The 21168-nt window shown below is 46.0% G+C and carries 11 protein-coding genes and 1 pseudogene; 5 read left to right on the forward strand and 7 right to left on the reverse strand.

The genetic code is table 11. The annotated features are described in order from the left end of the window. Positions 1-7 precede the first annotated feature (7 nt). A pseudogene (gene gltB / locus ACXACS_RS06405) lies at positions 8-4475 on the reverse strand (glutamate synthase large subunit). Between the two features lie 647 nt (positions 4476-5122). Between gltB and ACXACS_RS06410 the strand changes: the two are divergent. The 5 genes from ACXACS_RS06410 (at position 5123) to ACXACS_RS06430 (ending at position 12635) form a co-directional block, all read left to right on the forward strand. After that, the gene (locus ACXACS_RS06410) at positions 5123-6058 is read left to right on the forward strand and encodes an N-acetylmuramoyl-L-alanine amidase (protein WP_474805256.1); all 936 of its coding nucleotides are present in this window, start codon (positions 5123-5125) and stop codon (positions 6056-6058) included. Positions 6059-6156: 98 nt separating this feature from the next. Further along, complete coding sequence (gene arcB / locus ACXACS_RS06415; protein WP_474805257.1) at positions 6157-8511, forward strand: aerobic respiration two-component sensor histidine kinase ArcB; 2355 nt, start codon at positions 6157-6159, stop codon at positions 8509-8511. 172 nt (positions 8512-8683) lie between these two features. After that, complete coding sequence (locus tag ACXACS_RS06420; protein ID WP_474809219.1) at positions 8684-9238, forward strand: PH domain-containing protein; 555 nt, start codon at positions 8684-8686, stop codon at positions 9236-9238. Next, positions 9238-10929 carry a PH domain-containing protein gene (locus ACXACS_RS06425; protein WP_474805258.1) on the forward strand — a complete coding sequence of 564 codons (1692 nt, stop codon included), beginning with the start codon at positions 9238-9240 and terminating at the stop codon, positions 10927-10929. The genes ACXACS_RS06420 and ACXACS_RS06425 overlap by 1 nt, the downstream gene beginning before the upstream one ends. A 128-nt stretch (positions 10930-11057) precedes the next feature. After that, on the forward strand, positions 11058-12635 hold the full coding sequence (locus ACXACS_RS06430; protein ID WP_474805259.1) for a sodium:solute symporter family transporter: 1578 nt from the start codon (positions 11058-11060) through the stop codon (positions 12633-12635). Between the two features lie 16 nt (positions 12636-12651). Here ACXACS_RS06430 and ACXACS_RS06435 read toward each other — a convergent pair whose 3' ends face one another. The 6 genes from ACXACS_RS06435 to ACXACS_RS06460 all read right to left on the reverse strand — a co-directional run bounded on the left by ACXACS_RS06435 (position 12652) and on the right by ACXACS_RS06460 (position 20788). Beyond that, positions 12652-13902 (reverse strand): diguanylate cyclase, encoded by a 1251-nt coding sequence (locus tag ACXACS_RS06435; RefSeq protein ID WP_474805260.1) that lies wholly within the window; start codon positions 13900-13902, stop codon positions 12652-12654. A 129-nt stretch (positions 13903-14031) separates the two neighbouring features. Further along, on the reverse strand, positions 14032-15213 hold the full coding sequence (gene prpF / locus ACXACS_RS06440) for a 2-methylaconitate cis-trans isomerase PrpF (protein WP_474805261.1): 1182 nt from the start codon (positions 15211-15213) through the stop codon (positions 14032-14034). Positions 15214-15223: 10 nt separating this feature from the next. Beyond that, positions 15224-17815, reverse strand: a complete 2592-nt coding sequence (gene acnD / locus ACXACS_RS06445) for a Fe/S-dependent 2-methylisocitrate dehydratase AcnD (RefSeq protein ID WP_474805262.1) — start codon at positions 17813-17815, stop codon at positions 15224-15226. Positions 17816-17827: 12 nt separating this feature from the next. Beyond that, positions 17828-18952, reverse strand: a complete 1125-nt coding sequence (gene prpC, locus ACXACS_RS06450) for a bifunctional 2-methylcitrate synthase/citrate synthase (protein ID WP_474805263.1) — start codon at positions 18950-18952, stop codon at positions 17828-17830. A 232-nt stretch (positions 18953-19184) separates the two neighbouring features. Further along, positions 19185-20060, reverse strand: a complete 876-nt coding sequence (gene prpB / locus ACXACS_RS06455) for a methylisocitrate lyase (RefSeq protein WP_474805264.1) — start codon at positions 20058-20060, stop codon at positions 19185-19187. Between the two features lie 65 nt (positions 20061-20125). Further along, a complete protein-coding gene (locus ACXACS_RS06460) occupies positions 20126-20788 on the reverse strand; it encodes a GntR family transcriptional regulator (protein ID WP_474805265.1) in 663 nt (220 codons plus the stop codon). Between the last annotated feature and the right edge of the window lie 380 nt (positions 20789-21168).

Genomic DNA, 21168 nt, shown 5'->3' on the forward strand with positions numbered 1-21168 from the left:
AATCCTCCTACTGAGCCTGAATGCGTAATTCAGCACTTGAACGACTGATGTGACCAAGCAAGTTTTTCACATCACTGGTTTTTGGCTTAATAAGCTTGAAGCGTTTCAGCGTTGCGGCGAAGTCAGTAAGCAACGACAACGAGTGCTCGCTTCCTGTTTCTTCGTAATGCTGATTAATTAAGCCACGTAAGTGCTCAGCAAGAATCGCTTTATCTTCAATTGGCATTACATCGACCAGTTCGGCGTTCACGCGGTTATCAAGGTCGTCGCCATCATCCATAAGATAAGCAAAACCACCAGTCATACCTGCACCGAAGTTAACACCAACCGGACCAAGTACAGCCACGATACCGCCTGTCATATACTCACAGCCGTTATCGCCAATGCCTTCAACTACCGCAATAGCACCAGAGTTACGTACGCCAAAGCGCTCACCAGCACGGCCAGCAGCAAACAGCTTACCGCCTGTTGCACCGTAAAGGCAGGTGTTACCCATAATGGCGCTGTCGTGGGCGTCATACGAGATATCGCGCGGCGGGTGGATAACAAGCTTACCGCCAGTCATACCTTTACCTACGTAATCGTTGGCATCACCCTCAAGGTGCATATGTAAGCCGCCAGCATTCCACACGCCAAAGCTCTGACCCGCTGTGCCGGTAAGTTCAACTTTAATCGGTGTATCTTCAAAGTCGTGATTACCGTGATGTTTAGCAATTTCACCCGACAGCAGAGCGCCTACAGAGCGGTCAGTATTGCGTACAGGGTATTTAAGGGTAATTGACTCACCATCTACCACAGCTTGCTGAGCATCTTTAAGCATCTGAGCATTTAACTCGCCTTTATCGATAGGCGCGTTAGTGGTTTGCGAGCAGAATAGGCGAGTGTGGTCGCCCGCTTTAGGCTGCGCAAGTAGTGGCGACAGGTCCAAGCGATTTTGTTTAGCAGTAATGCCGTCTAGCACTTTAAGTAGCTCTGTGCGGCCAACTAAGTCGTCGAACTTAGCCACACCCATAGACGCCATGATCTCACGTACTTCCTGAGCGATAAACTTGAAGTAGTTCATCACCATGTCAGGTAAGCCAATAAAGTGATCGTCACGCAGCTTTTGATCCTGCGTTGCTACACCGGTCGCACAGTTGTTTAAGTGGCAAATTCGTAAGTATTTACAACCAAGCGCTACCATTGGGCCTGTACCAAAACCAAAGCTCTCAGCACCTAAAATACCTGCCTTAACTACGTCAAGACCGGTCTTCAAACCTCCGTCGGTTTGAACGCGTACTTTATGACGCAAGCCGTTTTCAATTAGGGCTTGTTGCGTTTCAGATAGGCCTAGTTCGAACGGACTACCGGCGTACTTAACAGACGTTAATGGGCTTGCTCCTGTACCGCCGTCGTAGCCTGAAACGGTAATAAGGTCGGCATAAGCTTTTGCTACACCTGTTGCAATGGTGCCTACACCCGGCTCAGATACCAGCTTAACCGATATAAGTGCCGTTGGATTAACCTGCTTCAAATCAAAAATTAGCTGAGCCAAATCTTCAATTGAATAGATATCGTGGTGCGGTGGTGGTGAAATAAGGGTTACACCTGGCACAGAGAAACGAAGCTGTGCGATGTACTTATTTACTTTATCACCAGGAAGCTGACCACCTTCACCCGGTTTAGCACCTTGCGCCACTTTAATTTGGATAACGTTAGCGTTAACCAAATAGTGAGGTGTTACACCGAAGCGACCTGACGCAACTTGCTTAATTTTAGAATTCTTTTCAGTACCAAAACGAGAAGGGTGTTCGCCGCCTTCACCTGAGTTAGACTGACCGCCTAAGCGGTTCATGGCAATCGCTAGCGCTTCGTGCGCTTCAGGGCTTAGTGCACCGATTGACATGGCTGCGGTATCAAAGCGCGGGAATAAGTTCTCCGCTGCTTCTACTTCGCTAACATCAATAGGATCGCAATCAGGGTTAATAGCTAGCAAGTCACGAATGTGCGCTGGCGCACGGTCGTTAACAAGCTTGGCATATTGCTGATAGTCGTCGTAGTTACCTGACACCACAGCCTTTTGAAGCGTACTCACTACGTCTGGGTTATAGGCGTGATATTCGCCACCGTGAACGTATTTAAGCAAGCCGCCGTGATCGACAGATTTACGCTTAAGCCAAGCAATACGGTTTAGGTTGATAAGATCTTGCTGGAAATCATCGAAGCCCGCACCTTGAATGCGTGAGGTCACACCTTTAAAGCATAACTTCATCACTTCGTTGTTAATACCCACTGCTTCAAACAGTTTAGAGCTACGGTAGCTAGCAACAGTGCTAATACCCATTTTCGACATGATCTTGTACAAGCCTTTGTTGATACCCTTACGGTAGTTCAACGTGGCCTGCATAGGAGAAATATCTAGCTCGCCTTTTTCACAAAGCTGCTCAATAGTTTCATATGCTAGGAATGGGTAAACCGCAGTGGCACCTAAGCCAATCAACACCGCGAAATGGTGTGGATCGCGGGCACTTGCTGTCTCAACAACAACGTTCGCGTCACAGCGCAATGACTTTTCAACAAGACGGCGCTGTACCGCACCTACCGCCATAGCTGCTGGAATAACCAAACGGTTTTGCTTAATGTTTCTGTCAGACAGAATAACGAATGCTGCACGCTTGTTCTTAACCAGCATTTCTACTTCGTTACACACGCGCTCGATGGCTTTCTTTAAACCTTCTTGCGGTGAGTATTGAAGCTCTACAACCTCTGAATAGTAGTTGTCAGGGTTAAATTCACGCAGCTGCTTAAGATCGGTATACATTAATACAGGCGAGTCGAACAACACGCGGTCAGCGTAACCTGAAGTTTCGCTAAAGACGTTTTGCTCGCGGCCAATACAGGTTGCTAACGACATAACGTGGTTTTCACGTAGCGGGTCGATAGGCGGGTTAGTAACCTGTGCAAATTGCTGACGGAAGTAATCGTAAACAGTACGCTGGCGCGATGACATAACCGCCATTGGGGTGTCGTCACCCATTGAACCAACGGCTTCTTGACCGTCTTTTGCAAGCACTTTAACCACTTGCTGAATTTCTTCGTAGCTGTAGGCGTGTAGCTTGTGATATACCGCCATGGCATCATCGTCAAACACGCGTTTGCCAATTAGAGAGGCGTCAAGCTGCTCGATAGGGGTCAAGCGACGAATGTGTTTTTCTAGCCACTCTTTATATGGATGACGCGCTTTTAAGTCGTCATCAATTTCTGTAGAACGCCATATTTTGCCTGTGTAGGTATCTACAGCAAGCATTTCACCTGGGCCTACTCGGCCTTTCTCAATAACGTCAGCTTGCTCGTAGTCCCAAATACCCACTTCTGAGGCAAGAGTAATAAACCCGTTTTTGGTGATAACGTAACGTGCTGGACGTAGGCCATTTCTATCCAGGTTACAGGCAACGTGACGGCCATTCGTTAATACAATGCCGGCAGGGCCATCCCATGGTTCCATGTGCATCGAGTTAAACTCGTAGAATGCTCGAAGGTCATCATCCATGGTTTTGTTATTTTGATATGCAGGTGGAACAAGCAAGCGCATGGCGCGGAATAAATCCATACCACCGGCTGAGGAATAGTTCCAGCATGTTATCCAGTGACGATGAGTCTGAACCTTCAGTATTTACAAAAGGTGCGGCATCTTTAAGGTCGGGGATAAGCGGCGTTGAAAACTTAGCAGCACGAGCCATCGCCCAATCGCGGTTACCTTTAATAGTGTTAATTTCACCATTATGGGCAAGGAAACGGAAAGGTTGGGCTAGCGGCCAGCGTGGTAGTGTATTCGTTGAAAAGCGTTGGTGGAAAACACAGATTGCGCTTTGCATACGTTCATCGGCAAGATCGTGATAAAAGGCGGGTAAATCTTTTGGCATTACCAAGCCTTTATAGATAGTTACCAAGCCTGATAAACAAGCTACGTAAAAATCGGGATCTTTTTCAAGACGTTTTTCAGCGCGGCGACGGATCATATACAAACGACGCTCTAGGTCGCGTTTTCTCCAGCCCGCAGGGGCGTTCACAAAAACCTGTTCGATCTGTGGAACGCCGGTCAGCGCTAATTCACCCAGTACTGAGCGGTCGACAGGCACTTCGCGCCATCCCACTACTGAAAGTGTTTCTTTTTCTAGTTCTTCATTAAGTACTTCACGCGCAGTTTGCGCAAGTACCGGGTCCTGACTTAAGAAAATCATGCCCACGCCGTATTTTTTGCTGAGTTTCCAGCCATTTTCTTCGGCGATTGCATGGAAGAACGCATCCGGTTTCTGTAGTAATAAACCACAGCCGTCACCGGTTTTCCCGTCGGCGGCGATACCGCCACGATGCTGCATACGGTCAAGACCGTGTATAGCAGTAGTTACCAATTCGTGACTGGCTTCCCCATGAGTGTGAGCAATTAAGCCAAACCCACAGTTGTCCCGGGAATCATTGGGATTATATAAACTCATCTCTTAACTCCTTCAACCTTTTGACTGGGCAAGGTATGCGTTGCGTGTAGATGCGCCTAGGTTTGCGTATCACAACATTATTAGACGTCTTTTAAACCTGCGAGCGGTATTGCTCGCGGCATGCGCCTTTCTTGTCGTTATTTATTATTAGAGGATTCCAGTCTTTTCCGCATGTTTATGCATTATTGCTGTGCGGGCCGTACAAAATACCCACATTGAAAAATAAAATCAAACGCTAAAAATTCGAGGTTTATAGAGAATTGGTATAAATATAAATAAGTTTATTAAAATCATGGGTTTGTAGTTGAGCTTTCAGGTTTGTAACAAAAATGTTATCAGCGAATAAAAATGATAAGTTTTAGCTGGACAAATGATATTGGTTCTCATTTGCTTTTATGGGGTGAATAATTATGCTCTAAGATTGTCGTTTTATGTTGTCAAATGCCATTTACTTGTATTTTTATTAAATCGTAAAGTTACGGTTCCACTCATATAAGTAGTTTGCTATATTGATTAAAAATTATTCGTATGTAAGGTTGTGCCTCACTTGATAGGACATTCGTGTAATTTCCACGAGCGCAATAGCGTTAGTTAGAGAATAAAAATTCACTGAAAGCACATGCTACCAAGTCAGTGAGGACTATCGAATGACAGCATTACAGGCAAGCCCCAACAGCACCTTTATTATAAACGACCATATAATAACCGGCGAAGGCGTGAGTTTTAAGCCTTCTCCCAATACCTCAGGGCTCTTTAAGCAGGGCTTTCCTGACACTATCGTCATACACTTCACCGCAGGCAGTAGTCTAGCGTCGTCAGTTAATGTATTAACCAGGCCAGGCAGTGGCGTGTCGGCTCATTTTGCCGTGGGACGCAGTGGCAATATCGTACAAATGTTGCCAACCAATAAGATTGCATGGCATGCAGGGGAAAGCTATTTCGAAGGGCGTAGCGGATTAAACCAATATTCAATAGGTATTGAACTAGATAACGCAGGCCAGCTTAAAGAAAGAAGTGACGGCACTTATGAGAGTTGGTTCGGTAAAGTGTTTGAAAAAAACGAAGTATTCGAAGCTAAAAAGAAAAAACAGCATGCCACTGGCTATTGGCATAAGTATTCTGATATTCAAATTTCGCGAACCCTTACCTTGTGTAAAGCACTGTGTGAGCACTACCAAATTTCTACCATTGTAGGGCATGAAGAGATTGCGCCCTCGCGTAAAGTAGATCCCGGCCCCGCCTTTCCCTTACAAAAATTTAAAGAACTCGCATTACATCCCGACAGTAACGTTTGGGAAACTGATTCAAATAACACCAATTCACAGCGAGAAGCCCACGACCAATTCCGACGTGACATAACTAGCCCCATAAAGAAAATTGCGAATGTAAGTGCAAATGCGCTTAATGTTAGAAAAGGGCCTGGCACTTCATTTCCCATTATTGATAATGGTTTAAATAAAGGAGAAATATTAAAAGTACTAGAGAGGCAGGGCGACTGGGCGAAAGTATCTTTTACTAAAGTTGGCTGGGTTAACACTGCGTTTATTCACGAAGTTACGGAAAAGTCGCCGTTTAAATCGTGAATGTGAAGTGGTGTCATCGCTTTGCTACAACAAACCGCATTCCCGAAGTGATTAAAGCCTGATAGGATACAGGCAAAATAAGACTAGATTAGACGTACATGCATTCAGATTCACCAAACGATTCTTGGGCAATCCGCTTTGCTCAATTTGTTCAGCGTTTTGGCACTCTCAAACTCAGCATTTTGTTTGTTGTTCTTTCGCTGGTGTTCACGCTAGGCGGTTCTTACGTGATACGCGTGAGTATGGGAAGCCAAGTTCAACCTGACGATTTCATAAGTGCAGTCATTCTCACGATGCTATCTGCGCCTTGGGTACTCTACTTTTTCAGTGAACTAATAAAGCAGCTAGAGAATTCGCGTACCAACTTAAAAGAAGTTGTTAGCCAATTAGAAAGCTTACGTGAAGAAGACGTATTTCTTAACCGAGAATTACAGAGCAATATTCGTCAGCTTAATCATGAAATTGAGCAGCGTAAACAGGCGCAGGAAGAGCGAGAAGCTCTGTTCAAAGATTTAGAAAGAGAAATTCAAGACAAATCTGAGCAAGAGGCTCAAGCGCGTCGTTTGTCCACGCTATTGCGCTCTATTATTGATGCGTCGCCTGACTTAATTTACTACCGCAATGAGGAGGGTCGATTTGCAGGCTGTAACCGCATTGCCGAGTTAATGACGGGCAAAACCGAGCAAGAGTTGCTTGGGCTGACGCCAAAAGATGTATACGAAGAAGAGCTAGCCCGCCAAATTGTAGCAAGCGACCATGAAGTATTAGAAACCAACGCAAGTATCACAGAAGAGTTGTGGCTTCGCTTCGCTGACGGCCGTCGTCGCTACTTTGAAATGAAGCGCGTACCTTTCTTCGACAAAGAAGGTAATCGTCTAGGTTTATTGTCTTTCGGTCGAGATATGACGGAACGTAAACAAGCCGAAAATGCTGCGGCGAAAGCTAGCACCGATAAGACGCGCTTTATAGCGACCATCAGTCATGAACTTCGTACCCCATTGAACGGTATTGTAGGCCTAAGCCGCATGCTGCGTGATACAGAGTTAAGCGACGAGCAATTTAGCTGGGTTAGTACCATTTACGCTAGTGCTATTACATTAGGTAATATCTTCAACGATATTATTGATCTCGACAAATTAGACAGAGATAAACTAGAGCTAAGCCTTAAAACGATTTCGCTAAAAGATTTCACAGAAGAATTAAGCAGTATTATTCGACTGCTAGCGGCAGATAAACAGCTTGAACTAAAAACAACGATTAATGAGCCGTTACCCCGTTTAGTGGAAATTGACGGTACCCGTCTTCGCCAAATTTTGTGGAATATATTGTTTAACGCAGTGAAGTTCACACAAAAGGGGCACGTGAGTTTATCAGTATCATCAACGAAACCTGATGGTGATAAGGCATACGTTACCTTCATTATTGAAGATACCGGCGTGGGTATTCCTGAAAGCGAAATCGATAAGATTTTTGCTATGTATTACCAAGTCGATCACCCCGATCACCAGTCAGCCACAGGCACGGGTATCGGTCTGGCTATTTGTAAGCAAATGGTCGATTTAATGAAAGGTGAAATTCACGTTTCTAGTAGCGTGGGTAAAGGCACCCGTTTTGAGATTGTACTGCCAGTGCAAATCTCTAACAGCCCAATGAAGGTCGCACAGCTTCAAGTGACGGGGCTTAATATCTTGTTGGTAGAAGATATTGAGCTGAACGTTATGGTTGCCAAAGCCTTGCTTGAGAAGCTTGGGCAAAAGGTTGATGTTGCAATGACGGGCCAAGAAGCTATTGATAAGGTAAGGGAGAACCAATACGACCTTATCCTGCTCGACATTCAGCTGCCTGATATGACTGGGTTCGATGTGGCGAGCACTATTATTGAAGAAGACTTGGTCATGCAGACGCCTATTGTGGCGCTAACGGCTAACGTAATTAAAAAGCGTGATGAATATTTAGAAAACGGTATGGACGATGTGATTGCAAAGCCAATCAAGAAGTCTCGGGTTATTGAGGTGTTCAACGAGCTGTTCCATGCACCTCCAGCTCCGCTAGAAGTAGACGGCGAAGTAGAGCGCCCTGAACCAACTAAAACATTAAGTAACATTTTAGATATGGACTTATTACAGATGTTAGTTGATACCATAGGGGATGAGATGGTTCGCGCTAGCGTCAAAGTATTCCAAGAAAAAATGCCTGAATACATGGAAATACTGCAGCTTAGCTTAAGCGCCGATGAAAAGTCCGAAGTGTGCTCACAGGCTCACAAAATTAAAGGTGCAGCTGGCTCTGTAGGCTTGGCTCGCGTACAACGTATCGCTAATCAAATCCAACAAGGTGATCACCCAACGTGGTGGGAGAACGTGCACGATTGGGTAGAAGAGCTTCAAATGGCGGTTCAACACGACATGAAGGCGCTGCACGATTGGTTAAACGAACAACAGGTTGACGACTAGTCAGCGCAACGCGCTCTTTGATTTGTAATGTTAAAAAGAGGGCTTGCCCTCTTTTTTGTTATAAAAATAGCGGTAGAGTAGACGTTAAGAACAGCGTTGCTACGTAGCTAAATGGCTCTCAAAAAGGCGGAAGGCTTTTTATATCTATTCAGTGGTAAAAGGAATTAATGTGATGACAATAAGCGCACAACAAGAAACCGTATTTTCAAACGATCAGTTAAGCGTTGACGAGATTCCCTCACTTCAAACGCTCGCGTTACTGCCTATTTCTAAAAAGTACCGAGCGCTGAATATTTTCTCAATTGGATTGATAGCTTTAGTGCTAATAGGCATCGCCACTGGACTACGAGTACAAAACTTTTGGTCACTACCAGAAGGGTTACTACACGCTTATCCATATGTTATCGCAGGTATCGTCGCTTTAGGCAGCGTGTGGGCGCTGTACCACTTCTTTGCTGATGTCCGCATATTTTATGCAATACGAGAGCAAGACATTAGCAAGCAGTCTGGGCTCTTTTTTAGAAAGCTTTCGTGTCAGCCTATATTACGTGTTCAACACGTTGAAGTTAACCGCGGGCCGTTTGATAGATGGGCGGGTCTTGCTTCTCTTCAAGTATTTTCGGCTGGCGGTGAAATGCACACCTTTGAAATACCCGGGCTAAGTATTGAAAGGGCTGAGCAGTTACGTGAATTTATACTTGCTCACAAAGATATTGGTGCTCGCTAATGTCGGTATCAGAAACGTCCTCAAACGAAGCGTCAGAACATAATCTGTCACAAGAGATAAAACCTGATGCTGCTGTGCAAGCACCGACATTAAAGGTAGAAACGGGTGATGAGTGGCAGCGTCTTTCTCTTATTTCTATTCTGTACTTTACCATTCGTAATTTTTCCGCCTCGGCACAAGTACTTATCTACACCATTCCCGCGTTAGCCATATCGTTTAATATTTGGGATAACTTGCTGTCGCCTGAAGTGCTAATTGGTGCCGGGATCCTGTTTTTATCTACTAGTAGTAGCGGCGTAATAAGCTTTCTTATGTACAAGTTTCGCGTGCACAACCAACACGTTGAGATTCACCATGGTGTGTTTCAGCGCCGCTATACCAACTTGCCTTTGTGGCGTATTCAAAACGTTAAAATAGAACGCCCTTTCTATTATCGCCCGTTTGGGTATGCGTTAGTGGTGCTTGATACCGCAGGAAGCGGTAAAGAAGAAGCAAAAATAGTGGCGGTGCCTCAAGACTATGCTGAAGCACTGAAGAAGCAGGTGCTGTATGAAAAAGCTCATCATGACGTGGGCGATATAGATGAGCTAGCTGGTGAGAACCTTTCTGATAGTGAATTGGCTGACGGAAGTTCGATTTCACGTACAAAAAGCATGAGTGATAAAGCTGCAAGTAACGCCCATACAAGTGAAGAAGTATTAAATCGTCGTTCCGTAAAAGACATTATTATTCACGGCATCACTAACAATCGAGTTTGGATCATACTGGGTGCGGCAGCGCCTTTTTACGACGATGTGTTTAGGATTGTGTCAGAGTGGTTAGCTGATAAGGGATTGCAGCTTAATCAGCTGGTCGGTGAACAAACGGTAGCTTGGTGGCAGTTTGGACTGTATGCCTTCGTCATACTAATGATGCTAATGGCTTTAGTTGCGCTACTTAGCGTAGGTGGCGCTCTTTTCACGTTCTATGGCTATACGCTTTCACGATCGGGAGACCGCTATATCCGTCGCAGCGGCTTGCTCAATAAGCTGGAAGTCAGCATGCGTGCATCACGCATTCAAATGATTACGGCGAAGCAAGACTGGCTGGATAAAATACTAAAGCGGGTGAATTTGTATTTTGAGCAGAACTCTACGGCTGGGCAGCAAATGCAAGAATTGATGTCGCCAAATAAACTCATTGTGCCATCGGTAACTGAAAATGAAGCCTTTGAACTTAGCCAAGAGGTTATGCCTGGTTGCGACCTGAGAGGTAAAAGTTATCAAACCATCAGTAAGCGGTTTATTAGGTTTTGGTTACTTGCCGTTTGGGCGTTGCCAGTTTTTGGTTTTTTCACACTGGGAGCCGTCACTTCCCATTTAGACATTATGATTGGCGCAGTTACTATTTTTATCTCTGTTGCGCTTTTGCTGACACTTAGATGGTGGCGATGGGGAATAGCTTACGATAACAAATATGTGTATATAAGACGAGGTCGTATAGGTGTCGACTATCAATGTTTTGAGCCCTATAAAGCACAGCAAGTAATTTTGAAACAGAGCGTTTTCATGAAACGAAAAAAGCTTGCCACGATAAAATTTGTGCTGGCCTCAGGCGCGGTGACGGTACCGTTTTTACCAGAGGAATACGTCGATAAACTAGCAGATAGTGTTTTGTTTGAAGTGGAGTCGACGAGAAAGTCTTGGATGTAATGTAAGGCACTTCTACAGCGCAATTATCTATTCACTGTTTTAAGTACTGTTTCTATACACCGTTTTTTTATGCAAACAGCGCGAGTTTGTGTAAAGGTAGATATCAAGTTACACAACCCTGCGTTTATATGGATATTCTTGATTACAGTGTTATTGCGATCTACCTCATTATTTTACTTATCATTGGTTTTAGTCTACGAGGACAGCAGTCGAAGAAAGACTACTTTTTAGCTGGCAGAAGCTTAAGTTGGAAGCCGCTATTGCTGTCCATCATGGCGACTCAACTTTCAGCGGTTAGTTTTATTTCGGCTCCGGCGTTTGTTGGGTTTCGCGAGGGGGGCGGGCTAATTTGGCTTTCTTACGAACTTGCTGTGCCTTTAGCAATGCTGTTACTCGCTACTGTTGTATTGCCAACCCTGTATCGAAGTGGCGTAGTGAGTATATACGACTACCTTGAACGCCGCTTTTCCACCTCCACGCGTATTTTTATTAGTATTGTGTTTCAATTCAGTAGAGCGTTCGCCACCGGGATAATGGTTTACGCCTTGTCTATTATCTTGCAAGGAACGATGCAAGTATCAGCTACACAGGCGATATTGCTAATTGGTGTTATTACGCTTTTGTATTCCTTACAGGGCGGTATGAAAGCGGTCGTTTACGGTGACGCTGTTCAAATGATCGTTATCGTGATGGGCACCGCTGTTTGTATCGCGTTTGGTCTTAATGCACTGGGTGGCTGGGACGCCTTTATGCAACTCCTCCCCAGTGAGCGGGTATCGACCATTAACTTCTCCTCACTAGGCTTCGACGGCGATAGTTTTGGTTTTTTACCCATGGTGTTAGGAGGTGTAATACTTTATGCCTCCTATTATGGATGCGATCAATCTGAAGCGCAGCGAGCATTATCCGCTCAGTCCGAAAACGATCTTAAAAAGATGATGTTAGCTAATGGAATATTTAGGTTTCCAATTACGCTTCTTTATTGTTTAGCTGGTTTAGTGGTTGGCACTTTGGCGTTCAACGATGGCGACTTGTTATCTCAAATTCCCAAAGATAATCCAGACTGGCTAATGCCAGTATTTATTCTTAACTACTTGCCCCACGGACTTATAGGCTTGTTAGTCGTCGCTATACTTGCTGCCGCCATGTCATCGTTAAGCTCAGCAATAAATTCTCTCGCAGCAGTATCACTGGAAGATTTTTTCAAGTTAACGGGAAGGCAGTCCAAACCTGAAGGCTACCTTCGCAGCGCTAAACTCGCGGGATTGATATGGGGCGTGATCATTTTGTTGCTTTCGCTCAATGCCGGCGACATAGCGCCCACTGTAATAGAAGCAGTGAATAAGGTGGGCTCAGTCTTTTTCGGTCCTGTGTTGTCTGTTTTTTTACTTGGTATTTTGACTAAAAAAGTAGATACAAAGCACGTTAACCTCGCGCTTTTATGTGGTGTTGCAACAAATCTAAGCTTCGCATTTTTTGTAGAGGGCGTATTTTGGTTTTGGTGGAACGTCACAGGGTTTTTGGGAACAATGTTACCTGCGGTTATTTTTTCGGTGCTTGTTCCTAGCGATAAAGCTAACACTAGCAATGCCCGTCGAGAGAATGAAGGCAATGCACTGAAAAACAAAACCATTGCCGCCTTGTTAGTAAGCTATTTCGGCTTACTGGTGGTTTTCTGTTATTTGATACCAGGGGGGCTGCAGTAGCGTTGACATTTTAAGCTTAAGCAGTTTGTGCAACTGCATCCCTAAGAATAATCTGATCTTTGCCGGCATGTTTAGCTTTATACAAACGCGCGTCGGCTTTTTCTAGCTGCGACTCTAAACATTTGTGCTCTTCAGTACTCACACCGATACTGCACGTAATGTTAAATTTGTGGCTGGTAAAGAGCGTAGTGCGAACTGCATCCATAAATGCTGAAAGCGCCGATAAATACACCTTAGGCGGCCTCACCGATACCACCGTAAACTCTTCGCCGCCGTAGCGCACAATTAGGTCGTCAGGAAAGTAATCTTTCAGTAACGCTGCGAACTCCTGCAATAACATGTCGCCAGTTTTGTGGCCATACGTATCGTTCACGCTTTTAAAGTTGTCAGCATCAATCATAGATACAATAACGTCTTTTCTAGACGTACTATTGGCGAAAAGCTCCTCCGCTTTTTCGTGTAGAAAACGGCGATTATACACTTTCGTCAATGCGTCTAAGTTCGCCGAGTTACGAATGGTTTGAATCATTTCTTGGGATTCAAGGTTTTGCATTACACGGCAGTAAAATTCTTCGTGATAAAACGGCTTAGATAAAAAGTCATTAGCACCGCTTTTAATAAACTTAGAAGTGAGCACGCTGTCGCCGGTGGCTGAAAGGCCAATAAAAACTAAGTCTTGCATCCGCCTTTCGTGTCTAATCGTTTTAACTAGCTCATAGCCATCCATATTAGGCATTCTATGATCTGCGATCACCATTTTGATATCGCGATGGTTTTCCAGCACCTCAAGCGCTTCAAGACCGTCGTTGGCCTCATGCACCTGAAACTGGAATTTGCGAAGTAATGAACAAATGTGATTGCGGCTCGTTTTTGAATCTTCTACAACAAGCACTTTAGTCGTTAGGTTTTTTCTTAAGCGGTCAACTAATTTAGAAACTTGAAGGTATGAGTAACGAGATTCTTTTGTAATGTAGTCCAGTACGCCTTGATCTAATAATTGGGCTCGAGTGAACTCGTCAAAGTTCCCAGTTAGCACTATAGTTGGAACGTTGTAAGAAAGCGCGAGCTCAACGCTCTCGCCATTCGGAGCATCGGGAAGATTCAAGTCGACGATAGCTGCCAAGTATTCGGTATCGCTCTCAAGCGCACTTCGGGCTTCAGCGAGGTCTTCACAAAGATCACAGGTAAAGTGAGGGTTATCCTCAATGAGTTTGTTTACTATCTTTCGGACAGTTAAGCTGTCTTCTACTACAAGAACTTTATACATGTGATTTACTCAAGGCATTTAACTTATGATAATAACCAATAAAATATAAAAAAGCCCTCAATGAGAGGGCGTTTCATACTTATGTCTAAATAAGGTTCTTCTAATATTGTATTAGTTAGAAAGGCGCTACTAACTTTGCTCAACGGGAACGCGCACCTTACCTTCCATCAAAACACGGGCGCTTCTGCTCATTACAGCTTGCTCGATTTTCCACTTGTCGTTTTCAAAAGTGGCTTTAGCGCCTACTCGAAGCGTTCCGGATGGGTGGCCAAAAGTCACCGATTCTCTGTCTTCACCTCCTGCGGCTATATTCACCAAGGTTCCTGGAATGGCAGCAGCGGCGGCAATAGCTACTGCTGCTGTGCCCATCATGGCGTGGTGAAGTTTCCCCATAGAAAGCGCGCGTACTAGTACGTCTATGTCGGAACCTAATATATCTTTGCCGCTTGACGCTTTATAACCTCTCGGAGAGGCGACAAACGCAACCTTAGGTGTATGCTGCCTGTTTGCAGCTTCACCGACATCTTTGATTAGCCCCATTTGAACCGCGCCGTATGCACGAATGGCTTCGAACTTCGAAAGCGCCTCTGCATCACTGTTAATGTCGTCTTGCAGCTCAGTGCCTGTGTAGCCAAGATCTTCCGCATTAATAAAAATAGTCGGAATACCCGCGTTTATCATAGTCGCCTGAAGTGAACCTACGCCCGGTACTTCAAGCGTGTCGACTAAGCGTCCAGTAGGGAAAATAGCGCCTTCACCGTCGGCTGGGTCAACAAAAGCTACCTCTACTTCTGCGGCTGGGAAAGTAACGCCGTCTAGCTCAAAATCGCCCGTTTCCTGTACTTCGCCATTGGTCATTGGCACCTTAGCGATTATGGCTTTGTTAATATTCGCCTGCCAAATGTTGACGGTGGCAATGCCGTTTTCCGGAATCTTACTTTCATCAACTAAGCCATTGCTAATAGCAAAAGCACCAACCGCTGCGGTAAGATTTCCGCAGTTTCCGCTCCAGTCTACAAAAGGTTTGTCGATAGCTACTTGACCAAACAGGTAGTCGACATCAAAACCTTCACGTTCGCTTTTGCTTAAAATCACTGTTTTGCTAGTACTTGAGGTAGCACCGCCCATACCGTCAGTTTGTTTGCCGTATGGATCTGGGCTTCCGATGACACGAAGAAGTAGGGCATCGCGCGCCGGTCCCGGCTGTTGTGCTGCCTCTGGCAAATCAGTTAAATTAAAAAACACACCTTTACTGGTACCGCCACGCATGTAGGTAGCCGGTACTCGAAGTTGTGGCGCATACTTTGTCATGTTCTTTCCCTCAGCTAGCTTCCGCTTCTAAGAAGTCCTTGGCGAAGCGCTGTAATACGCCGCCTGCGCTGTAAATAGAGACTTCCTCTGCTGTATCTAAGCGACAGGTTACCGGCACGTCTAGTTGCTCGCCGTTTTGACGGTTCACTACCAGTGTTAGCGTTGCACCTGGTGACGGTTCGCCGTTAACGTCGTAAGTTTCTGTACCATCTAGTTCTAACGTTTTACGGGTTGTGCCCGGTTTAAACTCAAGCGGTAACACGCCCATTCCAATTAGGTTGGTACGGTGAATACGCTCAAAGCCTTCTGCCACAATTACTTCAACGCCTGCTAGACGTACACCTTTAGCTGCCCAGTCACGTGATGAACCCTGACCATAATCAGCACCTGCTACAATAATCAGCGGTTGTTTACGGTTCATGTAAGTTTCGATAGCTTCCCACATGCGTACTACTTTACCCTCGGGCTCAACGCGGGCCAGTGAACCTTGCTTCACTTCACCGTTTTCCAGCACCATCTCATTGAACACTTTCGGATTCGCAAGAGTAGCGCGCTGTGCGGTTAAATGATCGCCCCGGTGGGTAGCGTAGGAGTTGAAGTCTTCTTCGGGTAGCCCCATTTTTGCTAAGTATTCACCTGCAGCACTGCTTGCCATAATGGCGTTCGAAGGTGATAGATGGTCAGTGGTGATGTTGTCACCCAAAATGGCTAACGGACGCATACCTTTCATTGTACGCTCGGCATCCATTGCGCCTTCCCAGTAGGGCGGGCGGCGAATGTAGGTGCTCATTTCACGCCAGTCATAAAGCGGGTTAATGTCTTTGCCATAGTCCACGCTTAAATCGAACATTGGCTCGTACACTTTTCTGAAGTGTTCAGGCTTCACTGACTTCGCAACAATAGCATCAATTTCTTCGTCGCTTGGCCAAATGTCTTTAAGCGTTACTGGGTTGCCTTCTTTGTCAGTGCCCAATACGTCTTTTTCAATATCAAAACGCACGGTACCGGCGATGGCGTAAGCTACAACAAGTGGTGGCGAAGCTAGGAATGCTTGCTTTGCGTAAGGGTGAATACGGCCGTCGAAGTTACGGTTACCCGACAATACTGCTGTTGAGTAAAGATCGCGGTCGATGATCTCTTGCTGAATTTTTGGGTCTAGCGCACCGCTCATACCGTTACAGGTAGTACACGCAAACGCCACAACGCCAAAGCCTAAATCTTCCAGTTCGCTCATTAAGTTAGCTTCTTCAAGATACAACTTAACGGCTTTAGAGCCTGGTGCTAGTGAGCTTTTAACCCACGGTTTGCGGGTTAGACCGCGCTGGTTGGCATTGCGCGCAAGTAGGCCTGCTGCAATAACATTGCGCGGGTTTGACGTATTAGTACAGCTGGTGATAGCCGCGATAATAACCGCGCCATCAGGCATTTTGCCTTCTTCTTCGGTCCATTTCGCTGCTATACCGCGACTTTCTAAATCGCTGGTAGGTAAACGTGCGTGAGGGTTAGACGGGCCAGCCATGTTACGGCCAACTGCAGAAAGGTCGAATGTAAGCACGCGCTCGTATTCGGCGGTTTCTAAATCCTCTGCCCATAAACCAGTATGCTTAGCGTATTGCTCAACAAGTGCAATTTGCTTTTCTTCACGCCCCGTTAGGCGCAAGTAATCAATGGTTTGCTGATCGATGTAGAACATCGCTGCAGTGGCGCCGTATTCCGGCGTCATGTTCGAAATGGTGGCACGGTCACCCAGCGTTAAGTGCGATGCACCTTCACCGTAGAATTCAAGATAAGCAGATACCACGCGTTCTTTACGCAAAAATTCAGTAAGCGCTAATACAATGTCAGTAGCGGTAATACCCGGCTGTGGTTTGCCTGTTAGCTCAACACCTACAATATCAGGTAATCGCATATATGACGCGCGGCCCAGCATTACGCTTTCCGCTTCAAGGCCGCCCACACCCACGGCAATTACGCCAAGTGCATCAACATGCGGCGTATGGCTGTCTGTACCTACTAGCGTGTCAGGGAAGGCTACGCCGTCGCGAGCTTGAATAACCGGCGACATACGCTCCAAGTTGATTTGGTGCATAATGCCGTTACCCGGGGGGATAACATCCACGTTCTTAAATGCCGTTTTTGTCCAGTTGATAAAGTGGAAACGGTCGTCGTTACGTCTGTCTTCGATAGCGCGGTTTTTCTCGAACGCGTCTTTTTCAAACCCTGCGTGTTCCACCGCTAATGAGTGATCCACAATTAGCTGTGTAGGAACAACAGGATTTACCTTCGCTGGGTCGCCGCCCTTGGCCGCAATAGCATCCCGAAGACCTGCCAAGTCTACCAGTGCCGTTTGACCCAAAATGTCATGACACACTACGCGAGCAGGAAACCACGGAAAGTCCAAGTCGCGCTTGCGGTAAACAAGCTGTTTAAGCGAGTCGGTAAGCATTTCAGGGGCGCATTTGCGCACTAAGTTTTCAGCCAGCACACGCGACGTATAAGGCAGTTTGGCGTAGGCGCCAGGTTCAATAGCATCTACCGCTTCACGGGTATCGAAAAAATCGATCCCCGCGTTTGGAAGCGGTTTACGGTAATCAATATTCATAAAACCTCAACCTTACGCGCGTTCGTTGATAGCAGGCACTGGGCGAAGTTCTTCGCCTGTGTATTCTGCTGACGGACGAATAATACGGTTGTCAGCGCGCTGTTCCATAACGTGTGCCGCCCAACCGGTTAGGCGTGACATTACGAAGATTGGCGTAAATAGCGGTGTAGGAATACCCATGAAGTTATACGCAGAGGCGTGGAAGAAATCAGCGTTACAGAATAGTTTCTTCTCGCGCCACATCACTTCTTCACAACGAACTGATACAGGGTAAAGCACGTCGTCGCCCACATCGGCAGCTAGCTTTTCAGACCATTGTTTAATGATTTCATTACGCGGGTCAGACTCTGAGTAAATCGCGTGACCAAAGCCCATAATTTTCTCTTTACGCTCAAGCATGCCCATCATTTTTTCTTCAGCATCATCGGCAGACGTAAAGCCTTCAATCATTTCCATTGCTGCTTCGTTGGCACCACCGTGAAGCGGGCCGCGAAGTGAGCCGATAGCACCGGTCACGCAAGAATGCATATCAGATAGAGTTGATGCACATACACGAGCGGTAAAGGTAGACGCGTTGAATTCATGCTCGGCATATAGAATTAGCGATACATGCATCACTTGCTCATGAAGTTCACGTGGCTTTTCGCCATGAAGCATATGAAGGAAGTGACCACCGATTGAATCGTCATCGGTTTCAACATCTACGCGCACACCATCGTGCGAGAAGCGGTACCAGTAGCAGATAATACTTGGGAAACATGCCAACATACGGTCTGTCACGTCTTGCTGCTCATCGAAGCTGGTTTCCATTTCAAGGTTACCCAGCATTGAACAGCCTGTGCGAAGTACGTCCATTGGGTGAGCATTCTTCGGAATGCGCTCTAGCACTTCTTTAAGTGCTGTTGGAAGGCCGCGCATGCCGCGAAGTTTTGTTTTATATGCGTCAAGTTCAGACTGATTAGGTAGCTTGCCCTTAAGAATAAGATACGCCACTTCTTCAAATTGACAGTTTTGCGCTAAGTCTTTTACGTCGTAACCACGATACGTTAAACCAGAACCTGATTTACCTACGGTTGATAATGCCGTTTTACCTGCAACTTGGCCGCGTAAACCCGCGCCACTTAACTGTTTAGCCATCTTGTTGTCTCCGGTCTTGTATAATATGTAAGGTACTTTTTAGTGTGATATCTTCGTCATTTGGCGCTTGAAGTTGGCGGGCACATTGGCTGCAGGAGCAAAGCACAGTTCCCTGCCACGCCGTAAACCCATCCATGGGGGCTCCGCTTCGGCATCCATGCCTCAGAGGGGCAGGGAACTGTACTTCACCCCTGCATCTTCGCGCCCGCCAACTTCAAGCTGAATTTATTTACTAATTTTTGCCTTCTGCGAATAGCGCATCTAGCTTTTGCTCGTACTCGTGGTAGCCAAGATAATCGTACAGTTCCATGCGTGTTTGCATACTGTCGACAACGGCTTTTTGGTCGCCGTTTTCAAGTATAGATTTGTACACCATTTCTGCTGCTTTATTCATGGCGCGGAATGCACTTAGCGGGTAAAGCACCATGTCGGCACCCCATTCTCCAAGCTCTTCTTTGTTCCATAGTTCGGTTTTGCCGAACTCAGTGATATTGGCAAGGATCGGTACGTCTAGGGCCTCTGAGAATGCACGATAGTGCTCTTCAGTTTGAACCGCTTCTGCGAATATGCCGTCGGCACCTGCTGCCACATAGGCTTTTGCGCGCTCAATGGCTTTTTCTAAACCTTCTTGTGCGAACGCATCGGTGCGCGCCATAATGAAAAAGTCTGGATCGGTTCTGGCATCTACCGCTGCTTTAATCCGGTCTACCATTTCAGCCGTGCTCACGATTTCTTTGTTAGGGCGGTGGCCACAGCGCTTTTGCGCAACCTGGTCTTCCATATGAACTGCCGCCGCGCCTGCTTTTTCCATATCGCGAATGGTTTTGGCAATGTTAAATGCACCGCCCCAACCCGTGTCGATGTCTACCATTAATGGAAGGTCGCATGCGCTGGTAATGCGCTGAACATCCGCAATCACATCGTTAAGCGATGTCATGCCTAAATCGGGTAGGCCGTAAGATGCATTCGCTACTCCGCCACCTGATAGATAAATAGCTTGGTGTCCAATGGCTTTGGCCATCATTGCGGTATAGGCGTTTATGGTGCCTACAATTTGTAGCGGTTTGTTTTTCTCTAATGCGGTTCTGAATTTCTTTCCTGCACTCATGATAATCACTCGCTTATTTGAAAGTAGGGTAGAGGTGAATTAGGTATGAAGAAGACTGATTGGTGTTAACCATGACTAAGCTTCTTCTCGATATTGTTTTTGGAATATAGGATGTGGCGACGCATTAGCATTTCAGCTAATTCCTCGTCGCGATTGGCAATAGCGTTGACGATGTGCCTGTGCTCATCAAACGCTGTGCTTACGCGAGGGCCAGCCATACCGAGCTGCACGCGATACATGCGCACTAAATGGTAAAGCCCGTCTACAAGTACACTGATGAGATGATCATTCTTACTGCCAGTTACAATTCTGTAGTGAAAGTCTACATCGCCCGCTTCTTGGTAGTAGCTTTGGCCATCTTTTACTTTATCGAAGTGGCTATCGAGCAATGCCTGCATATCGGCAATTTCTTCATCGCTCATGTAGCGTGCGGCTAAGCGTGCCGCCATGCCTTCTAACGCTTCGCGCACTTGATAAAGCTGAATAAGGCCTTCAGGTGAAAGTGCAACCACGCGAGCGCCTACGTTCGCTTTACGTTCTACTAGGTGGCAAGTGGCTAGGCGGTTTATAGCTTCACGTATAACGGCGCGACTAACTTCATACTTTGTCGACAATTCCATTTCACTAAGCTTACTGCCTGCTGGAATGATGCCCTCAACAATATCCTTTCTTAATTGAAAGAAAGTGCGGTCGGCATTGGTGATGGCTTGTTCGCTTTTTACTAACACTTTACATCGTCTTTGATTAACTAATGTCGACAATATATGCCTGTTAGACGTCTTTTTCAACCTTTCTAAGCCCAAATTGTCGACAACGAGCGTAAGCTGTTGGTCTTATGGAGGTGTTTAAAATATTGCTTAAACGAGGGGTAGAAAGCTTTGGTTCTATCTGAATATGAACGCAAACTAGTTGTCGGAACTCGCATTCGAACGCTGTAGCAGCGGGGTTGAAAGTTGGGGGCGGGTATTGATTGGAATTATGTGTGGTAACCAGCGTCACAACAGAAATATCTGCAGTGAGTAATTTGATTAAAGTTTGTCCGCTTGGTCTAGGTTTTGATTTATCATTCTAAACAGACTTTGTTAGGTGGTTGTTATATTTATTTGTT

It is taken from the genome of Alteromonas sp. AWM4_230 (assembly GCF_056158305.1).